The following is a 17,290-nucleotide window of genomic DNA, read 5'->3' on the forward strand; positions in this document are numbered from 1 at the left end:
GCACAGCGGCGAGCAAAGCCGGCGCGTCAGTTAACGTTGCGCCAACGTCGCTAAGTCCGCAAGCAACCGCTGTGCGCGTTCATCGGCCATTATGGCGTCGACCGGTAAATACCACCAGTTTGCAGCGGCGAAATCGCGACATTTCACGGCATCTTTCTCGGTCATCAGCAGCGTCTGATCGGCGGTCACCAGGGCGGCGACATCATCCTGGCTCAGCGCCTGATGGTCCGCCAGCGCCACGGTTTTGACCGGCTGGACGCCGCAGCTTTCGAGGGTGGCGAAGAAGCGCGGCGGATGGCCGATGCCGGCCATCGCCACTACGTTCGTGAAGGTGGAGACATCGCGACGTTCGCCGGTAAGCAGGTTAACCGCCATCCCTGGGCGCAACCGCATCGGGATCTCACCCGGACGCGCCACGCCGCCGTTAACGATAACCGCATCAACGCTTTGCAAGCGCGACGCCCGCTCGCGCATCGGCCCGGCAGGCAGCCACCAGCCGTTGCCAAAGCGGCGCACGCCGTCAATAACGACAATTTCTCTGTCCCGCGCGAGCTTATAGTGCTGCAACCCGTCGTCGGTCACAATCATCTGCAGATCGTGCGCGCTGAGCAATGCTTTTACCGCGTCGCTGCGTAGCGGAGCGACAGCGACCGGGGCACCGGTACGCTGATGGATCAACACCGGTTCATCACCCGCCAGCGCCGTACTGGTTCTGTCGTCCAACACCAGCGGATAGCGGTCGGCTTTACCGCCGTAGCCGCGAGACACGACGCCAACGCGAATACCGCGCTGCTGCAGCTGCTCCACCAGCCAGATCACCACCGGCGTTTTGCCATTGCCGCCGGCGGTCAGGTTACCAACCACCACCACCGGCACCGGCGCGCGCCAGGCTTTTTGCCACCCCAGCTGATAGCTGAGGCGAATCACCCCGCTCACCAGGCCATACAGCCAGGAGAGCGGCAGCAGCAGGCGCCACAGCGGCGATTCCCCGGACCAGATGCGCGCGATCATTCGCCGAATTGCATCTTATGCAGCTGGGCGTACACGCCCTTATGCTCCAGCAGGTCATGGTGCGTTCCGCGCTCCACGATCCGCCCGTCTTCAACCACCACGATTTCATCAGCCTGCTCAATGGTCGACAGACGGTGAGCGATAACCAGCGAGGTACGGTTTTTCTGCAGCTCATCCAGCGCCGCCTGAATGGCACGCTCAGACTCGGTATCCAGCGCCGAGGTGGCTTCATCAAGGATCAGGATCGGGCTGTTACGCAGCAGCGCGCGGGCAATAGCAATACGCTGGCGCTGGCCGCCGGACAGCATCACGCCATTCTCGCCGATGATGGTATCCAGACCATTATCCATCTTGTTGATGAAATCCATGGCGTAGGCCATGCGCGCGGCCTCTTCAATCTGCTCGCGGCTGTACTCTTCGGTACGGGCATAGGCGATATTGTTGGCGACGGTATCGTTGAACAGATGCACGTTTTGCGAAACCAGCGCCACCTGGTCGCGCAGCGAGCTCAGCTTGTACTCGCGCAGGTCGTGGCCATCCAGCAGGATCTGCCCCTCGTCGACATCGTAGAAGCGGGTGATCAGGCTGGCAATGGTCGATTTACCCGACCCTGAGCGCCCCACCAGCGCCACGGTTTTCCCTTCCGGGATATCGAGATTGATATTGCGCAGCGCGGCCACTTCGCGACCCGGGTAGGTAAAGGTGACGTTCTCGAACTTGAGATTGCCTTTCGCCCGCTCAATGACCCGCGTACCTTCGTCTTTTTCCTGCTCGGAATCGAGGATCGCAAACAGCGTCTGGCACGCCGCCATCCCGCGCTGGAACTGGGCATTGACGTTGGTCAGCGACTTCAGCGGACGCATCAGCGCAATCATCGAGGAGAAGACCACGGTAATGGTCCCGGCGGTCAGGGTGTCCATCACGCTCGGGAAGCTGGCGGCATACAGGACAAAGGCCAGCGCCAGGGAGGCGATAAGCTGAATGATCGGGTCGGAGATAGACGAGGCGGAAACCATCTTCATCCCCTGCAGACGCATTTTATTGCTGACTTTATCAAAACGTTTGGTTTCCACTTCCTGGCCGCCAAACATCAGCACCTCTTTGTGCCCTTTCAGCATCTGCTCGGCGCTGGTGGTGACCTGCCCCATCGTGTTCTGCATATTCTTACTGATATTGCGAAAACGCTTGGAGACCACGCGGATCGCCACCGACACAATCGGCGCCAGTACGATCAGGATCAGCGACAGCTGCCAGCTGTAATAGAACATCATCACGAACAGACCGATAATCGATGCCCCTTCGCGGACCACGGTGATCAGCGCGCTGGAAGAGGAGGAGGCGACCTGCTCAGAATCATAGGTGATGCGTGACAGCAGCGTTCCGGTAGACTGCTTGTCAAAGAAGGCCACCGGCATACCCATCATGTGGCCGAACAGGCGACGACGCATGGTCATCACCACTTTGCCGGAAACCCAGGAAATACAATAGCTCGAGATGTAGCTGGTGATCCCACGCAGCACCATCAGGCCGATAACCACCAGCGGCATCCATAGCAGCACTGAGCGATCCGTTTTACCAAAACCATCATCCAATAACGGTTTAAGAAGCGATAACATGAAGGTGTCACTGCCCGCGTTAAGCACCAACGCCACCGCCGCTACGATTAGCCCGGCTTTAAACGGCGCGATAATCGGCCAAAGTCGGCGGAAGGTCTGCCACGTGGAGAGATCTTTATCGTTCTGCATTCAATAAACCAGCTTGTGTTGAAATAGCCGCATATTCTACCCGTTATCGGCGGGCGCGCCAAACCACTGATGATACCAACGCGGTAAAACTTGATCCCGTAAGCTATGGATTTGCCACCCTTCTGCGGAAAAAACCACCGTTATCTGCCCCTGCTGCGGCGTGGCGAACCAGCGATAACCCCGCTGGCGGTAGCGCTGAACCACCTTGTACGAGGGCATCCGCCACGCATTGTAGCGCGAAGCGGAGGCCAGCGCGGCCGCGCCATCCACCCGGCGGACCAGCAGCGCGCTGGAGGAGGTATTGCTGCCGTGGTGGGGAACCTGAATAAGTGTAGACGTCAGATGCCGCCAGTAACGGCTGATCATCGCCTGCTCCGCCTGACGTTCTATATCGCCGGTGAGCAGGATGCTGGAGCGACCATCATCGATCCGCACCACACAGGAATGATTGTTACCCTTTGCCGTGCTGCCCGGTAGCGGCCACAGGGCCTGGAAGTTGAGTCCCTGCCATTGCCAGCGCTCACCGCGATGACACGGCAGATGATGCGCCCAGCCTAACGGGCTGCGCACCCACGCCTGCGGCCATGCCTGCAGCACTGAATCAAGGCCGCCGCGATGATCCAGATGTTCATGGCTCAGCATAATCCCTTGCAGCTGCAGATGGTGCCAGCGCAGCCACGGGATAATCACCTGTTGACCGCTATCACCCTGCGGCCAAGCCGGCCCGGTATCGTAAAGCAATGCCTTACCGTGACGCTCGATCACCATCGCCAGCCCCTGTCCGACATCCAGCATCGTCACCCGCCATTCGTCCGCAGGCGGTTGTCGGCTGAATGGCCGCGTCAGTAAAAACAGCACGCTGAGACACAGCGCCGGTGAATGCCGCCAGCTCTGAAAACGCCAGCCCATCACCAACAGCCACGGCAGGATACTGATCCACAGCCAGCGAGTATCCAGCATCAACCAGCCGTCCGGTAAACGTCGTAATCCCCAAAACAGTAGCGCCAGCACGCGATCGGCCGCCAGCCAGAGTAGCGACTCCACTAACTCCGGCCCCGAGAGATGCACCAGCATCGCGGTCAGAATAAGCGGCACCGCCAACAGGGTGACTAACGGTACCGCCAGCAAATTAGCCGCCATCGACGTCAGGCTTATGCCATGGAATAGCAACAACTGCAGCGGCAGCAGCAGCAGCGTCACGCCAGCCTGCAAATGAACAAGAGCAATTATGGTCTTCCACGGCCAGCGCCAGCGGCCGGCAGGCAACGGGAGCCACTGGAACCAGAAGATCAGCCCCGCCACGGCGAAGGCAGATAGCCACAGGCTTTGCGACAGGACCGCCAGCGGGTCGGCAACCAGTATCGCTCCCAGACAGCAGAGCCACACCTGCCACGCCGTCCAGCGTTGACCCGACAAACGTAAAGCACAACAGACCGCAAGCCCTAAGCAAGTGCGCAGGGCCGGCGGCTGCATACCGGTCAGCCAGGCATAGCCGACGGCGCCCGCCAGCCCGGCGACAAGGGGCAACCGCCAGCCAATCCAGCGGCCCGGGAGAATATACTGCACGCCGCGCAGCAACAGCATGATAAGAGAAGCCGCGAGAGCGATATGCAGACCCGAGATAGCCATCAGATGGGAAGTGCCCGTGTTCTGCATCAGGACCTTTATCTCCGTCGGCAGAGACAGCCGCTCCCCCATTCCTAATCCCAACATCACCGCGCGCCAGGGATAAGTCTGCAGTCGCCGGGTCAGCGACGTCAGATAGCGGGCGCGCAGACTGCAGCGGGCATCCAGCGCGGAAGCGGCGACGATCCCTCCGCTCAGCGGTCGGTGCTGCGCCAGCGCATAGCGCTGGCTGTCGAAGCCCCCGTCATTGAGCTGCCCGTGCACCGGGCGCAGGCGCAGCGTCATCAGCCAGTGTTGACCCGCACAGGCTGGCGCAGGTGCAAGTTCCCCGTACAGCGTTACGCCTACCGGGGGAAACAGATAGCGGCCCCGCAGGCGCACCATCTGTCCTCGGTGCAAGGTCTGGCCATCCGTCTCGCTAAGGATCACTTCCGCTTGCCGGATGGCGCCGGTAAGGTGCCGGGTCGGCCACAGCGCCTGATGCGCGCTCAATACTCCCCAGACCACCAGCAGAAGCGTCATCGCCACTCCGGCGACGGCCCTTCCATGCAGACGAATCAGCGCCAGCGCCAGTGCGCTCGCGCCCGCCAGACTGCACAGGCCCGGCAAAACGGGTAGCCAGAGAAGCGGCAGCATTGCAATGATGGCGCATCCGGCAAGCCATGGTAGACGCATAAACACCTCCCTGTGAGTGGGCAGTGTTACGCAAAGCGGTGCTGGCGTCCTGGCGGCGAATTCAGGCTTGCGCGGCGCATTCCAGACAATCGCCTCGCTTGCAGCCGGGCACGCTTTTTTTGTGAGGATGGCCGTAAATGGCGGGCACAAAAAAAGCACCCGAAGGTGCTTTCTTTATCGTCAGGCAGGCTGCACGTCGTGCAACTCACCCTTCATAAATATTGGCGCGGTCACGTAATTCTTTCCCGGGCTTAAAGTGCGGAACGTACTTACCTTCCAGTTCGACTTTATCACCAGTTTTCGGGTTACGTCCGGTGCGAGGTGCTCGATAGTGCAGAGAAAAGCTGCCGAAACCGCGGATTTCAATGCGCTCACCTTGAGCAAGCGTTGAGGCCATATGTTCCAGCATTTCTTTAACAGCATCTTCCACCGCTTTCGCCGGAATGTGAGATTGCTGGCTGGCAAGTCTTTCAATCAATTCTGACTTGGTCATTATTCCTCCGGTTTCCTTCAAGGCAAAAATTAGCTAACAGCTTAAACAAGGGCGGCCGTAGCCGCCCTTTGTGCTTGATTACAGGACGAATCCTGCAATCTGTCAAGTAAACTCGTCGCTATTCAGGTTGTTATTACCTGAATGACAAAGATTACTCGCCTTTCGCTGCTTTGAACGCTTCAGCCATAGCGTTGTTGGAGAAGTTCGCGTCTTCCTGCTTGTTCACGGTAGCGATAGCGTCTTTTTCTTCCGCTTCGTCTTTCGCACGTACAGACAGGCTCACTACGCGGTTCTTACGATCCACGCCGGTGAATTTCGCTTCAACTTCGTCGCCAACGCTCAGAACCAGAGTTGCGTCTTCAACGCGGTCACGGGATGCTTCAGAAGCACGCAGGTAACCTTCTACGCCGTCAGCCAGTTCTACGGTTGCGCCTTTAGCGTCAACTGCAGTCACTTTACCAACAACGATAGCGCCTTTCTTGTTCAGAGCAACGTAGTTGTTGAACGGATCTTCCGCGAGCTGTTTAACGCCCAGGGAGATACGCTCACGCTCTGCGTCAACCTGCAGAACAACTGCTGCGATTTCGTCGCCTTTTTTGTATTCACGAACTGCTTCTTCGCCTGCAACGTTCCAGGAGATGTCAGACAGGTGAACCAGGCCGTCGATGCCGCCGTCCAGGCCGATGAAGATACCGAAGTCAGTGATAGACTTGATTTTACCTTCAACACGGTCGCCCTTGTTGTGGGTTTCCGCGAACTGCTGCCATGGGTTAGATTTGCACTGCTTCAGACCCAGGGAGATACGACGACGCTCTTCGTCGATATCCAGAACCATTACTTCCACAACGTCGCCAACGTTAACAACTTTGGACGGGTGGATGTTTTTGTTGGTCCAATCCATTTCGGAAACGTGAACCAGGCCTTCAACGCCCTCTTCGATTTCAACGAAGCAGCCGTAGTCGGTCAGGTTGGTCACGCGACCAGTCAGTTTGGTACCTTCCGGATAACGTTTAGCGATAGCTACCCACGGATCTTCGCCCAGCTGTTTCAGGCCCAGGGATACACGGGTACGCTCGCGGTCGAACTTCAGCACTTTAACAGTGATTTCGTCGCCAACGTTTACGATTTCGCTCGGATGCTTAACGCGTTTCCAGGCCATATCGGTGATGTGCAGCAGGCCGTCAACGCCGCCCAGATCAACGAATGCACCGTAGTCAGTGAGGTTCTTAACGATACCTTTGACTTCCATGCCTTCCTGCAGGTTTTCCAGCAGCTGATCGCGCTCTGCGCTGTTTTCGGATTCGATAACGGCACGACGAGAAACAACAACGTTGTTACGCTTCTGGTCCAGCTTGATGACTTTGAACTCAAGCTCTTTGCCTTCCAGGTGCAGCGTGTCGCGCACCGGACGAACGTCTACCAGGGAACCCGGCAGGAACGCACGAATACCGTTCAGCTCAACAGTGAAGCCACCTTTAACTTTGCCGTTGATAACACCGGTAACAGTTTCAGCGTCTTCGTAAGCTTTTTCCAGCGTGATCCAAGCTTCGTGACGTTTAGCTTTCTCACGGGACAGCAGAGTTTCACCGAAGCCGTCTTCTACTGCATCCAGAGCAACGTCAACTTCGTCACCAACCTGGATTTCCAGCTCGCCCTGGGCGTTTTTGAACTGCTCAGCCGGGATGGCGGACTCAGATTTCAGACCGGCGTCAACCAGTACTACGTCTTTGTCGATAGCAACAACAACACCACGAACGATGGAACCCGGGCGGGTTTCGATTTCTTTTAAGGATTCTTCAAACAGTTGAGCAAAAGATTCAGTCATGTTTAATCTTCAGGTTAATATTAACGTCCACCTGGCTCCGTGCCGGATGGGGTTGTTTCACATACCCGCCGACCATCCATTGCCGCGGGGTACTGCTATAATTCGGAGGCTTCGGCGCGTTACCGGTTAAGGCCTACGCAACGGCCAATTTTTCGCGCGCATATTGTAGCGCTTTTTCAATCACTTGCTCAATGTTTAGTTCGGTTGAATCGAGAACTAATGCATCGGCAGCCGGGAGAAGCGGCGCCACGGCGCGATTTCGGTCGCGATCGTCACGCTCTTTTATCTCGGACAAAAGACGTTCAAAGTTAACATCAAAGCCCTTTTCCTGCAACTGCCGCATGCGGCGATGCGCCCGCTCATCGGCCGAGGCATCGAGGAAAATTTTCACCGGCGCGTCCGGGAAAACTACCGTTCCCATATCGCGACCGTCGGCGATAAGCCCCGGCAGTTCGCGGAAGGCGCGCTGGCGGCGCAGCAGCGCTTCGCGAACGCGCGGAAAAGCCGCCACTTTCGAGGCCGCGTTCGCGACCTCCTGAGTGCGAATTTCGCTACTGACATCTTCCCCTTCCAGCACCACTTCCAGGTTGCCGTCAGTAGAAATAAAACGCACGTCAAGATGGGCAGCCAGGGGCACCAGCGCCTCTTCGGACTCCACGTCGACATGATGATGCAGCGCCGCCAGCGCCAGAACGCGGTAGATCGCGCCTGAATCTAACAGATGCCAGCCCAGCGCTTCCGCCATTGCCTTGCACAACGTACCTTTACCCGCACCGCCAGGCCCATCAATGGTGATTACCGGAATATTCGCCGTCATCTTTTTCTCCTTCAGCAAGGCGCATGGAATATAAACGCCGCGCATTATACGCATCAATACGCCGGAAAGTGAGCATTGCTTGTAAATTACGGACTACAGGAAATGAAAAGCAGAAGTTTTGCGCAATTATAGCTGGCTGACAGGACATCAGCCCGCGGGATGACAAAGTTTTACTCAGGCGAGGGTACTGATCCGCGCCAGCTGCTCAAAGTAGTCAGGGAACGTTTTGGCCGTACATTTGGGATCAAGGATGGTCACCGGCGTATCAGACAGCGCTACCAGCGAGAAGCACATCGCCATCCGGTGGTCGTTATAGGTGCCGATTTCTGCGTACTTCAACTTTGCCGGCGGGGTGATGCGGATATAATCTTCCCCCTCTTCCACCTCGGCGCCCACTTTACGCAGCTCGGTCGCCATGGCGAACAGACGGTCCGTCTCCTTGACCCGCCAGTTGTAGATATTGCGCAGGGTAGTGGTCCCTTGCGCGAACAGCGCGGCGGTGGCGATGGTCATCGCGGCGTCCGGGATATGGTTCATATCCATATCGACCGCCTTGAGCTCGCCGTGGGTGCAGGCGATGAAATCGTCGCCCCAGGTGACGGTGGCGCCCATTTTCTCCAGTACGTCGGCGAAACGAATGTCGCCCTGTACGCTGTTGCGGCCGATACCGGTGACTTTTACCGTGCCGCCCTTAATGGCGCCAGCGGCGAGGAAATACGAGGCCGAGGAAGCATCGCCTTCCACCAGGTAATCTCCCGGCGACTGATACTGCTGCTTGCCGCGCACCACAAATCGCTGATAAGACTGATTGTCCACCTCAACGCCGAAGGTTTTCATCAGGTGCAGCGTAATGTCGATATAGGGTTTCGACACCAGATCGCCCTTAATGACGATGACGGTATCCTGCGGCGCCAGCGGCGCGGTCATCAGCAGCGCGGTCAGGAACTGGCTGGAGACGCTGCCGTCAACCTCGACGTTGCCGCCCTGAAAACCGCCGCGCAGGCGCAGCGGTGGATAATTTTCCTGCTCCAGATAGTCGATCTGAGCGCCGCCCTGACGCAGGGCATCCACCAGATGGCCGATCGGACGCTCTTTCATCCGCGGTTCGCCGGTCAGCACGATATCGTTGCTGCCAAGGCACAGGGCCGCCGCCAGCGGACGCATCGCGGTACCGGCGTTGCCAAGGAACAGCTCCAGCGCCGCGGCAGAGCGCAACGGGCCGCCGTTGCCGATCACTTCGCAGCGGGTGCGGTCGGCAGACAGGGTATATTGAACCCCCAGCGCACTCAGGGCATTCAGCATATGGCGCACATCGTCGCTGTCCAGCAGGTTGGTCAGCACCGTCGTGCCGCGGGCCAGGGCAGCCAGCAGCAGCGCGCGGTTGGAGACGCTTTTCGAACCTGGCAGGTTCACGGTGCCCTCTACGCGTGCGATGGGTTGTAACGTCAGGGATTCCATCAAACTTCACTCTCAAACAAACAGAATAAAAACCCCGCAGACAGGCCGCGGGGAGGAAGAAAGAAACAGGCGATTAACCGTGGCGGCGTTCGAAGTCCAGCATAAAGTCGGTTAACGCCTTCACGCCGTCCAGCGGCATGGCGTTGTAGATGGAAGCACGCATGCCGCCCACCACCCGGTGGCCCTTCAGCGCGTGCAGCCCGGCAGCAAACGACTCTTCGAGGAACAGTTTGTCCAGGGCGCTGTCCGCCAGCTGGAACGGTACGTTCATACGCGAACGGTTGGCCTGCGCCACATCGTTACGATAGAAGCCGCTGTTATCGATCACGCCGTAGAGCAGTTCGGCTTTCTGCTGGTTGATTTTATCCATCGCGGCAACCCCGCCCTGCTGTTTCAGCCACTTAAACACCAGTCCAGCCAGATACCATGCGAACGTCGGCGGTGTGTTAAACATCGAGTCATTCTCGCTTAACACGGTGTAGTCAAGAATTGATGGGCAGGCCACGCTGGCTTTGCCCAGCAGATCTTCACGCACGATGACCAGCGTCAGCCCAGCCGGACCGATATTCTTCTGCGCGCCGGCGTAGATTACGCCGAAGCGGTTGACGTCAATTTCGCGGGAAAGAATGGTGGAGGAGAAATCGGCGGTCACGATGACGTCGTCGCCGAAGTTCGGCGTCTCATCAATCGCGATACCATCAATGGTTTCGTTCGGGCAGTAGTGCAGATAGGCCGCCCCCGGGGTCAGCTGCCACTCGCTCATCGGCTTCACAGCGCGCTTGCCGTCGACGGTGATTTTCGCGTCGATAACGTTCGGCGTGCAGTATTTCTTCGCCTCTTTGACCGCGCTGGCCGCCCAGTAGCCGGCGTCCACATAGTCAGCGACCTTTTTATCGCCGAGGATGTTCAGCGGGATCCCGGCGAACTGGCCGCGGCCGCCGCCGTGGCAGAATAAAACTTTATAGTTGGAAGGGATGTTCAGCAGAGCGCGGAAGTCCTGTTCTGCCGCTTCTGCCACCTGGATAAACTCCTTACCACGGTGACTGATCTCCATGACCGACGTCCCCAGACCGTGCCAGTCGCACAGTTCCTGCTGCGCCAGTTTGAGTACTTCCGCCGGCAGCATTGCCGGGCCCGAACTGAAGTTATAGACCTGAGCCATTTCCCCTCACCACGTTGCTATGTTGTTTTGCCCGCGAACCGCCGCGGGCATAAGTTATTCCTGTGGCTATCGGTTTTATCATTCAGTGACACGGTCCGCAATGGCTAAAACTCGCCGACGGTAAAACGCGGCCGCCGTCACACAACAGAATCTATCGGCTTGACGTAATAAAACCGACATATTTGCTGTCAGGTAAGCCGTTTCGCCCGGCTGGCCTTCGACCATTCTGCATTTGCGCAGCGCGGACATATTCGTTTTTCTCCCGCCTGCATCGCCATTACGATGCTGCAGCGCACGCAGGCATAGATCCCCTCTTGCGGAATGGTGGTATAGCGTGTGGTACAATGCGCTGGAAGGATCGATAATCCGGCCCTCACCTCTTCATCGGGATAATAAAACACGCTGATCTGCCCGTTGGTTTCGAGGATTGCCAGCCGGACCTGGCCAAGCTGCTCGACGCTGTTGACCCGCAGCTCCATAAAAAATTCGAATTCGGTCATGTTTTCCGCATGCAGCTTCTCCCAGGCCAACTGTCCCTCTTCCACCACTACGATAGGTTTCCCCTCCAGTAGATCCTCCAGCTTTTCGCTATGCCCCATCAGCCACATAATGCCGCGATACAGTAGCGCCAGCGTAACGAAGACCACCAGCACCGGCAGCAGCGGCACATCGTCATAAAACGCCACGTCACCCGCCGCCGAGCCGAGGGTCAAAATAATCAGCACCTCGAACAGCGACATCTGCCGCACGCCGCGCCGTCCGGTAATCTTGAGGAAAATAAAGACCAGAACGAAGGTATAGAGGCTGCGCAACGCCACCTCCGCCAGGAATTCCACCGGTACTTTATCGAGCGCCATCCGCTGCCAGTCAAAGGCTTTCATTTTCCATCTCCCTGTGTATTAAAGATGCCTCTAAGCATAGCCAGATGATGGAGATAGCACCTGTCAGATAAAAGCCGTATCATTGCGCGCTTTCCGTACGACAAAAGTGATCGCCATGACCCAAACGTTTATTCCCGGCAAAGATGCCGCCCTGGAAGATTCCATCGCTCGCTTCCAGCAGAAATTGCTCGACCTCGGATTTGATATCGAAGAGGCCTCGTGGCTGAACCCGGTGCCGCACGTGTGGTCCGTTCACATTCGCGATAAAGCGTGCGCGCTGTGCTTTACCAATGGTAAAGGCGCCACCAAAAAGGCAGCCCTGGCCTCCGCGCTGGGCGAATATTTCGAACGTCTGTCCACTAACTATTTCTTCGCCGACTTCTGGTTAGGCGACACAATCGCTAACGGCCCGTTTGTTCACTACCCGAACGAAAAGTGGTTCCCGCTGACTGAGGATGATGAAGTCCCGGAAGGTCTGCTGGATGCCCGCCTGCGCGCGTTCTACGATCCTGACGATCAGTTAACGGCCAGTATGCTGGTGGATCTGCAGTCAGGTAACGATGAGCGCGGCGTGTGCGGTCTGCCTTTTACCCGCCAGTCCGACGGCGAAACCGTCTATATTCCGATGAATATTGTCGGTAACCTGTACGTCTCCAACGGCATGTCCGCCGGTAACACCCGCAACGAAGCGCGGGTACAGGGTCTGTCAGAGGTCTTTGAACGTCACATTAAAAACCGCATCATCGCTGAAAGCATCAGCCTGCCGGAGATCCCGGCGGAAGTCATGGCGCGCTATCCGGGCGTCGTGGAGTCGATCGCCAAACTGGAAGCTGAAGGTTTCCCGATCTTTGCCTATGATGGCTCGCTGGGCGGCAAATATCCGGTTATCTGCGTCGTGCTGTTTAACCCGGCTAACGGCACCTGCTTCGCCTCCTTCGGCGCCCACCCGGACTTTGGCGTGGCGCTGGAGCGAACCGTCACCGAACTGCTGCAGGGCCGCAGCCTGAAAGACCTCGACGTCTTCACGCCGCCAACCTTCGATGACGAAGAGGTCGCCGAGCACGCGAACCTCGAAACCCACTTTATCGACTCCAGCGGCCTGATCTCCTGGGATATGTTCAAGCAGGACGCCGACTATCCATTCGTTGACTGGAGCTTCTCTGGTACTACCGAAGAAGAGTTCGCCACCCTGATGGCCATCTTCAAGGCCGAAGATAAAGAAGTGTACATCGCCGACTACGAGCACCTGGGCGTTTACGCCTGCCGTATCATCGTCCCGGGGATGTCGGACATATACCCGGCGGAAGACCTGTGGCTGGCGAACAACAGCATGGGCGCTCATCTGCGGGACACCATTCTGTCCCTGCCGGGCAGCGAGTGGGATAAAGAAGATTACCTGGCGCTGATCGAGCAGATGGACGATGAAGGTCTGGATGATTTCACCCGCGTTCGCGAACTGCTGGGGCTCGCCACCGGAAAAGACAACGGCTGGTATACCCTGCGCGTCGGCGAGCTGAAAGCGATGCTGGCCCTGGCCGGCGGCGATCTGGAACAGGCGCTGATCTGGACCGAGTGGACCATGGAATTTAATGCTTCGGTCTTCAGCGCGGAGCGCGCGAACTACTATCGCTGTCTGCAAACCCTGCTGCTGCTGAGCCAGGAAGAAGAGCGTCAGCCGCTGCAGTACCTGAACGCCTTCATCCGTATGTACGGCGCCGACGCGGTCGAAGCCGCCAGCGCGGCGCTGAGCGGGGAAGCGCCGTTCTATGGTCTCCAGGCGGTCGATAGCGATCTGCAGGCCTTCCCGGCCCATCAGTCGCTGCTGAAAGCCTATGAAAAACTGCAGCGGGCGAAAGCGGCGTTTTGGGCAAAATAAGCCCAGCTTGCGCCATCGTTAATGCTTACAACGGAGCCCTCAGCGGCTCCGTTATTTAACCCTGAGAAAGCGCCTCCTATAATTTGTAGGTGTAAAGTTAATCAATGTTAAATAACGCCATTTCATCATTTATCAATTGTTAAATTTAATAAAAATACTCCATTTTAATTAACTCAAAAATGGGGGTAAAAAAGAAAAAATTCAACATTATTTATAAAATTTAAAAATTATTTTCTCTATACATTTCATCAAGTTACTGATAATTTCAATAAAAACCACACACTAAAAAGGCATATAGTTCCGGTGAGATATGATCTATATCAATTTCCATTCTATAATGCTTTGTTAGTATCTCACCGCCAACTTATATAAAGAGAGAGTTAGTGTGAAAGCTGACAACCCTTTTGATCTTTTGCTCCCTGCCGCGATGGCGAAAGTCGCCGAAGAAGCAGGTGTCTATAAAGCAACGAAGCATCCGATGAAGACGTTTTATCTGGCGATCACCGCTGGCGTTTTCATCTCCATCGCTTTCGTATTCTATATCACCGCGACCACCGGCACTGCCGCGATGCCTTATGGGATTGCCAAACTTATCGGTGGGATCTGTTTTTCTCTGGGTCTGATTCTGTGCGTTATCTGCGGCGCTGACCTCTTTACCTCTACGGTACTGATCGTGGTGGCCAAAGCCAGCGGTCGAATTACCTGGGGGCAACTGGCAAAAAACTGGCTCAACGTCTATTTTGGTAACCTGGTGGGCGCGCTGCTGTTTGTGCTGCTGATGTGGTTATCAGGCGAATATATGACTGCCAACGGCGGCTGGGGGCTAAACGTTCTGCAGACCGCCGACCACAAAATGCACCATACTTTTGTGGAGGCCGTGAGCCTGGGTATCCTCGCTAACCTGATGGTTTGTCTCGCCGTATGGATGAGCTATTCCGGTCGTAGCCTGATGGATAAAGCGATGATCATGGTCCTGCCGGTAGCGATGTTCGTTGCCAGCGGCTTTGAGCACAGCATCGCCAACATGTTTATGATCCCGATGGGTATCGTAATCCGCAACTTTGCAAGCCCGGAATTCTGGACCGCCATCGGTTCGACTCCGGAAAGTTTCTCTCACTTGACCGTTATGAACTTCATCACTGATAACCTGATTCCGGTAACTATCGGGAACATTATCGGCGGGGGTCTGCTGGTCGGGTTGACATACTGGGTCATTTACCTGCGTGGCAACGACCATCACTAAGGGTTGTTTCAGGCAGTAAATAAAAAATCCACTTAAGAAGGTAGGTGTTACATGTCCGAGCTTAATGAAAAGTTAGCCACAGCCTGGGAAGGTTTTGCGAAAGGTGACTGGCAGAATGAAGTCAACGTCCGTGACTTTATTCAGAAAAACTACACCCCATATGAAGGCGACGAATCCTTCCTGGCTGGCGCGACTGAAGCGACCACCAAGCTGTGGGACACCGTAATGGAAGGTGTAAAACAGGAAAACCGCACTCACGCGCCTGTTGATTTTGACACTGCCCTGGCTTCCACCATCACCTCTCACGACGCGGGCTATATTGAGAAAGGTCTGGAAAAAATCGTTGGTCTGCAGACCGAAGCGCCGCTGAAACGTGCGATCATCCCGTTCGGTGGTATCAAAATGGTTGAAGGTTCCTGCAAAGCGTATAATCGCGAGCTGGACCCGATGCTGAAAAAAATCTTCACAGAGTACCGTAAAACTCACAACCAGGGCGTTTTCGACGTCTATACCCCGGACATCCTGCGCTGCCGTAAATCCGGCGTGCTGACGGGTCTGCCGGATGCTTACGGTCGTGGTCGTATCATCGGTGACTACCGTCGCGTTGCGCTGTACGGTATCGACTTCCTGATGAAAGACAAATTCGCCCAGTTCAACTCTCTGCAAGCGAAACTGGAAAGCGGCGAAGACCTGGAAGCGACCATCCGTCTGCGTGAAGAAATCGCTGAACAACACCGCGCACTGGGCCAGATCAAAGAGATGGCCGCTAAATATGGCTATGACATCTCCGGTCCGGCGACCACCGCTCAGGAAGCGATTCAGTGGACCTACTTCGGTTACCTGGCTGCCGTGAAATCTCAGAACGGCGCGGCAATGTCCTTCGGTCGTACCTCCAGCTTCCTGGATATCTACATCGAGCGTGACCTGCAGGCGGGTAAAATCACCGAGCAAGACGCGCAGGAAATGGTTGACCACCTGGTCATGAAACTGCGTATGGTTCGCTTCCTGCGTACCCCGGAATATGATGAACTGTTCTCCGGCGACCCGATTTGGGCAACGGAATCCATCGGCGGTATGGGCGTTGACGGCCGTACTCTGGTGACCAAAAACAGCTTCCGCTTCCTGAACACCCTGTACACCATGGGGCCGTCTCCGGAGCCGAACATTACTATCCTGTGGTCTGAAAAACTGCCGCTGAGCTTCAAGAAATTCGCCGCTAAAGTGTCCATCGATACCTCTTCTCTGCAGTATGAGAACGATGACCTGATGCGTCCGGACTTCAACAACGACGACTACGCTATCGCATGCTGCGTAAGCCCGATGGTTGTTGGTAAGCAAATGCAGTTCTTCGGCGCTCGCGCTAACCTCGCGAAAACCATGCTGTACGCTATCAACGGCGGCGTGGATGAAAAACTGAAAATGCAGGTTGGTCCGAAATCTGAACCGATCAAAGGCGACGTCCTGAACTTCGACGAAGTAATGGATCGCATGGATCACTTCATGGACTGGCTGGCTAAACAGTACGTCACCGCGCTGAACATCATCCACTACATGCACGACAAGTACAGCTACGAAGCCTCTCTGATGGCGCTGCACGACCGTGACGTTATCCGCACCATGGCGTGTGGTATCGCTGGTCTGTCCGTTGCTGCTGACTCCCTGTCTGCTATCAAATATGCGAAAGTTAAACCGATTCGTGACGAAGACGGTCTGGCTGTTGACTTCGAAATCGAAGGCGAATACCCGCAGTTTGGTAACAACGACCCTCGCGTCGATGACATGGCCGTTGACCTGGTTGAACGTTTCATGAAGAAAATTCAGAAACTGCACACCTACCGCAACGCTATCCCGACTCAGTCTGTTCTGACCATCACCTCTAACGTGGTGTACGGTAAGAAAACCGGTAACACCCCAGACGGTCGTCGCGCTGGCGCGCCGTTCGGTCCAGGTGCTAACCCGATGCACGGCCGTGACCAGAAAGGCGCAGTAGCCTCTCTGACCTCCGTCGCTAAACTGCCGTTTGCTTACGCGAAAGATGGTATCTCTTATACCTTCTCTATCGTGCCGAACGCGCTGGGTAAAGACGACGAAGTTCGTAAGACCAACCTGGCAGGTCTGATGGATGGTTACTTCCATCACGAAGCGTCCATCGAAGGTGGTCAGCACCTGAACGTGAACGTCATGAACCGCGAAATGCTGCTCGACGCGATGGACAATCCGGAAAAATATCCGCAACTGACCATCCGCGTATCTGGCTACGCCGTACGTTTTAACTCCCTGACCAAAGAACAGCAGCAGGATGTTATTACCCGTACCTTCACTCAGACCATGTAATTCCCTGTCTGACTGAAAAGGCGTACAATAAAGGCCCCACATCAGTGGGGCCTTTTTAACAAGCATTCCCCGCCCCAGCCTGCTTTGCCAGTTATCTATACTTTGGGTACCTGTCAAAACAGACTCGACGCAGCCGCTGAGCTG

Annotated in this window: 12 protein-coding genes; 3 read left to right on the plus strand and 9 right to left on the minus strand. The window is 56.3% G+C overall.

Annotated features, from left to right (window positions below; genetic code table 11):
- Nucleotides 1–30: 30 nt before the first annotated feature.
- The 9 genes from lpxK to LPQ25_RS17085 form a co-directional block, all read right to left on the minus strand.
- Nucleotides 31–1,011, minus strand: a complete 981-nt coding sequence (gene lpxK / locus LPQ25_RS17045) for a tetraacyldisaccharide 4'-kinase (RefSeq protein WP_004147813.1) — start codon at nucleotides 1,009–1,011, stop codon at nucleotides 31–33.
- A complete protein-coding gene (msbA, locus tag LPQ25_RS17050) occupies nucleotides 1,008–2,756 on the minus strand; it encodes a lipid A ABC transporter ATP-binding protein/permease MsbA (RefSeq protein ID WP_002898170.1) in 1,749 nt (582 codons plus the stop codon). The genes lpxK and msbA overlap by 4 nt, the downstream gene beginning before the upstream one ends.
- Nucleotides 2,757–2,792: 36 nt before the next feature.
- Entirely contained in the window at nucleotides 2,793–5,057 is a 2,265-nt protein-coding gene (locus LPQ25_RS17055; RefSeq protein WP_234599479.1) for a ComEC family protein, read from the minus strand.
- 205 nt (nucleotides 5,058–5,262) lie between these two features.
- Complete coding sequence (gene ihfB, locus LPQ25_RS17060) at nucleotides 5,263–5,550, minus strand: integration host factor subunit beta (protein ID WP_002898165.1); 288 nt, start codon at nucleotides 5,548–5,550, stop codon at nucleotides 5,263–5,265.
- Between the two features lie 151 nt (nucleotides 5,551–5,701).
- Nucleotides 5,702–7,375: a 30S ribosomal protein S1 gene (gene rpsA, locus LPQ25_RS17065; RefSeq protein ID WP_002898162.1), complete on the minus strand. Its 1,674-nt coding sequence runs from the start codon at nucleotides 7,373–7,375 to the stop codon at nucleotides 5,702–5,704.
- A 133-nt stretch (nucleotides 7,376–7,508) separates the two neighbouring features.
- Nucleotides 7,509–8,192 carry a (d)CMP kinase gene (cmk, locus tag LPQ25_RS17070; protein WP_012737723.1) on the minus strand — a complete coding sequence of 228 codons (684 nt, stop codon included), beginning with the start codon at nucleotides 8,190–8,192 and terminating at the stop codon, nucleotides 7,509–7,511.
- Nucleotides 8,193–8,366: 174 nt separating this feature from the next.
- The gene (gene aroA / locus LPQ25_RS17075; RefSeq protein WP_012737722.1) at nucleotides 8,367–9,650 is read right to left on the minus strand and encodes a 3-phosphoshikimate 1-carboxyvinyltransferase; all 1,284 of its coding nucleotides are present in this window, start codon (nucleotides 9,648–9,650) and stop codon (nucleotides 8,367–8,369) included.
- A 73-nt stretch (nucleotides 9,651–9,723) separates the two neighbouring features.
- Nucleotides 9,724–10,812: a 3-phosphoserine/phosphohydroxythreonine transaminase gene (gene serC / locus LPQ25_RS17080; RefSeq protein ID WP_012737721.1), complete on the minus strand. Its 1,089-nt coding sequence runs from the start codon at nucleotides 10,810–10,812 to the stop codon at nucleotides 9,724–9,726.
- Between the two features lie 188 nt (nucleotides 10,813–11,000).
- Nucleotides 11,001–11,693, minus strand: a complete 693-nt coding sequence (locus LPQ25_RS17085; protein ID WP_002898152.1) for a DUF421 domain-containing protein — start codon at nucleotides 11,691–11,693, stop codon at nucleotides 11,001–11,003.
- Nucleotides 11,694–11,808: 115 nt separating this feature from the next.
- Here LPQ25_RS17085 and ycaO point away from each other — a divergent pair, with 115 nt between their 5' ends.
- The 3 genes from ycaO (at nucleotide 11,809) to pflB (ending at nucleotide 17,146) form a co-directional block, all read left to right on the plus strand.
- On the plus strand, nucleotides 11,809–13,569 hold the full coding sequence (gene ycaO, locus LPQ25_RS17090) for a 30S ribosomal protein S12 methylthiotransferase accessory factor YcaO (protein ID WP_004150842.1): 1,761 nt from the start codon (nucleotides 11,809–11,811) through the stop codon (nucleotides 13,567–13,569).
- Nucleotides 13,570–13,954: 385 nt separating this feature from the next.
- Nucleotides 13,955–14,812 carry a formate transporter FocA gene (gene focA, locus LPQ25_RS17095; protein ID WP_002898150.1) on the plus strand — a complete coding sequence of 286 codons (858 nt, stop codon included), beginning with the start codon at nucleotides 13,955–13,957 and terminating at the stop codon, nucleotides 14,810–14,812.
- A gap of 51 nt (nucleotides 14,813–14,863) precedes the next feature.
- Nucleotides 14,864–17,146, plus strand: coding sequence for a formate C-acetyltransferase (gene pflB / locus LPQ25_RS17100; protein ID WP_234599480.1), 2,283 nt, complete (start codon nucleotides 14,864–14,866; stop codon nucleotides 17,144–17,146).
- Nucleotides 17,147–17,290: the final 144 nt, after the last annotated feature.

This window comes from Klebsiella sp. KPN54798 (genome assembly GCF_021184225.1).
Taxonomy (GTDB): domain Bacteria; phylum Pseudomonadota; class Gammaproteobacteria; order Enterobacterales; family Enterobacteriaceae; genus Klebsiella; species Klebsiella pneumoniae.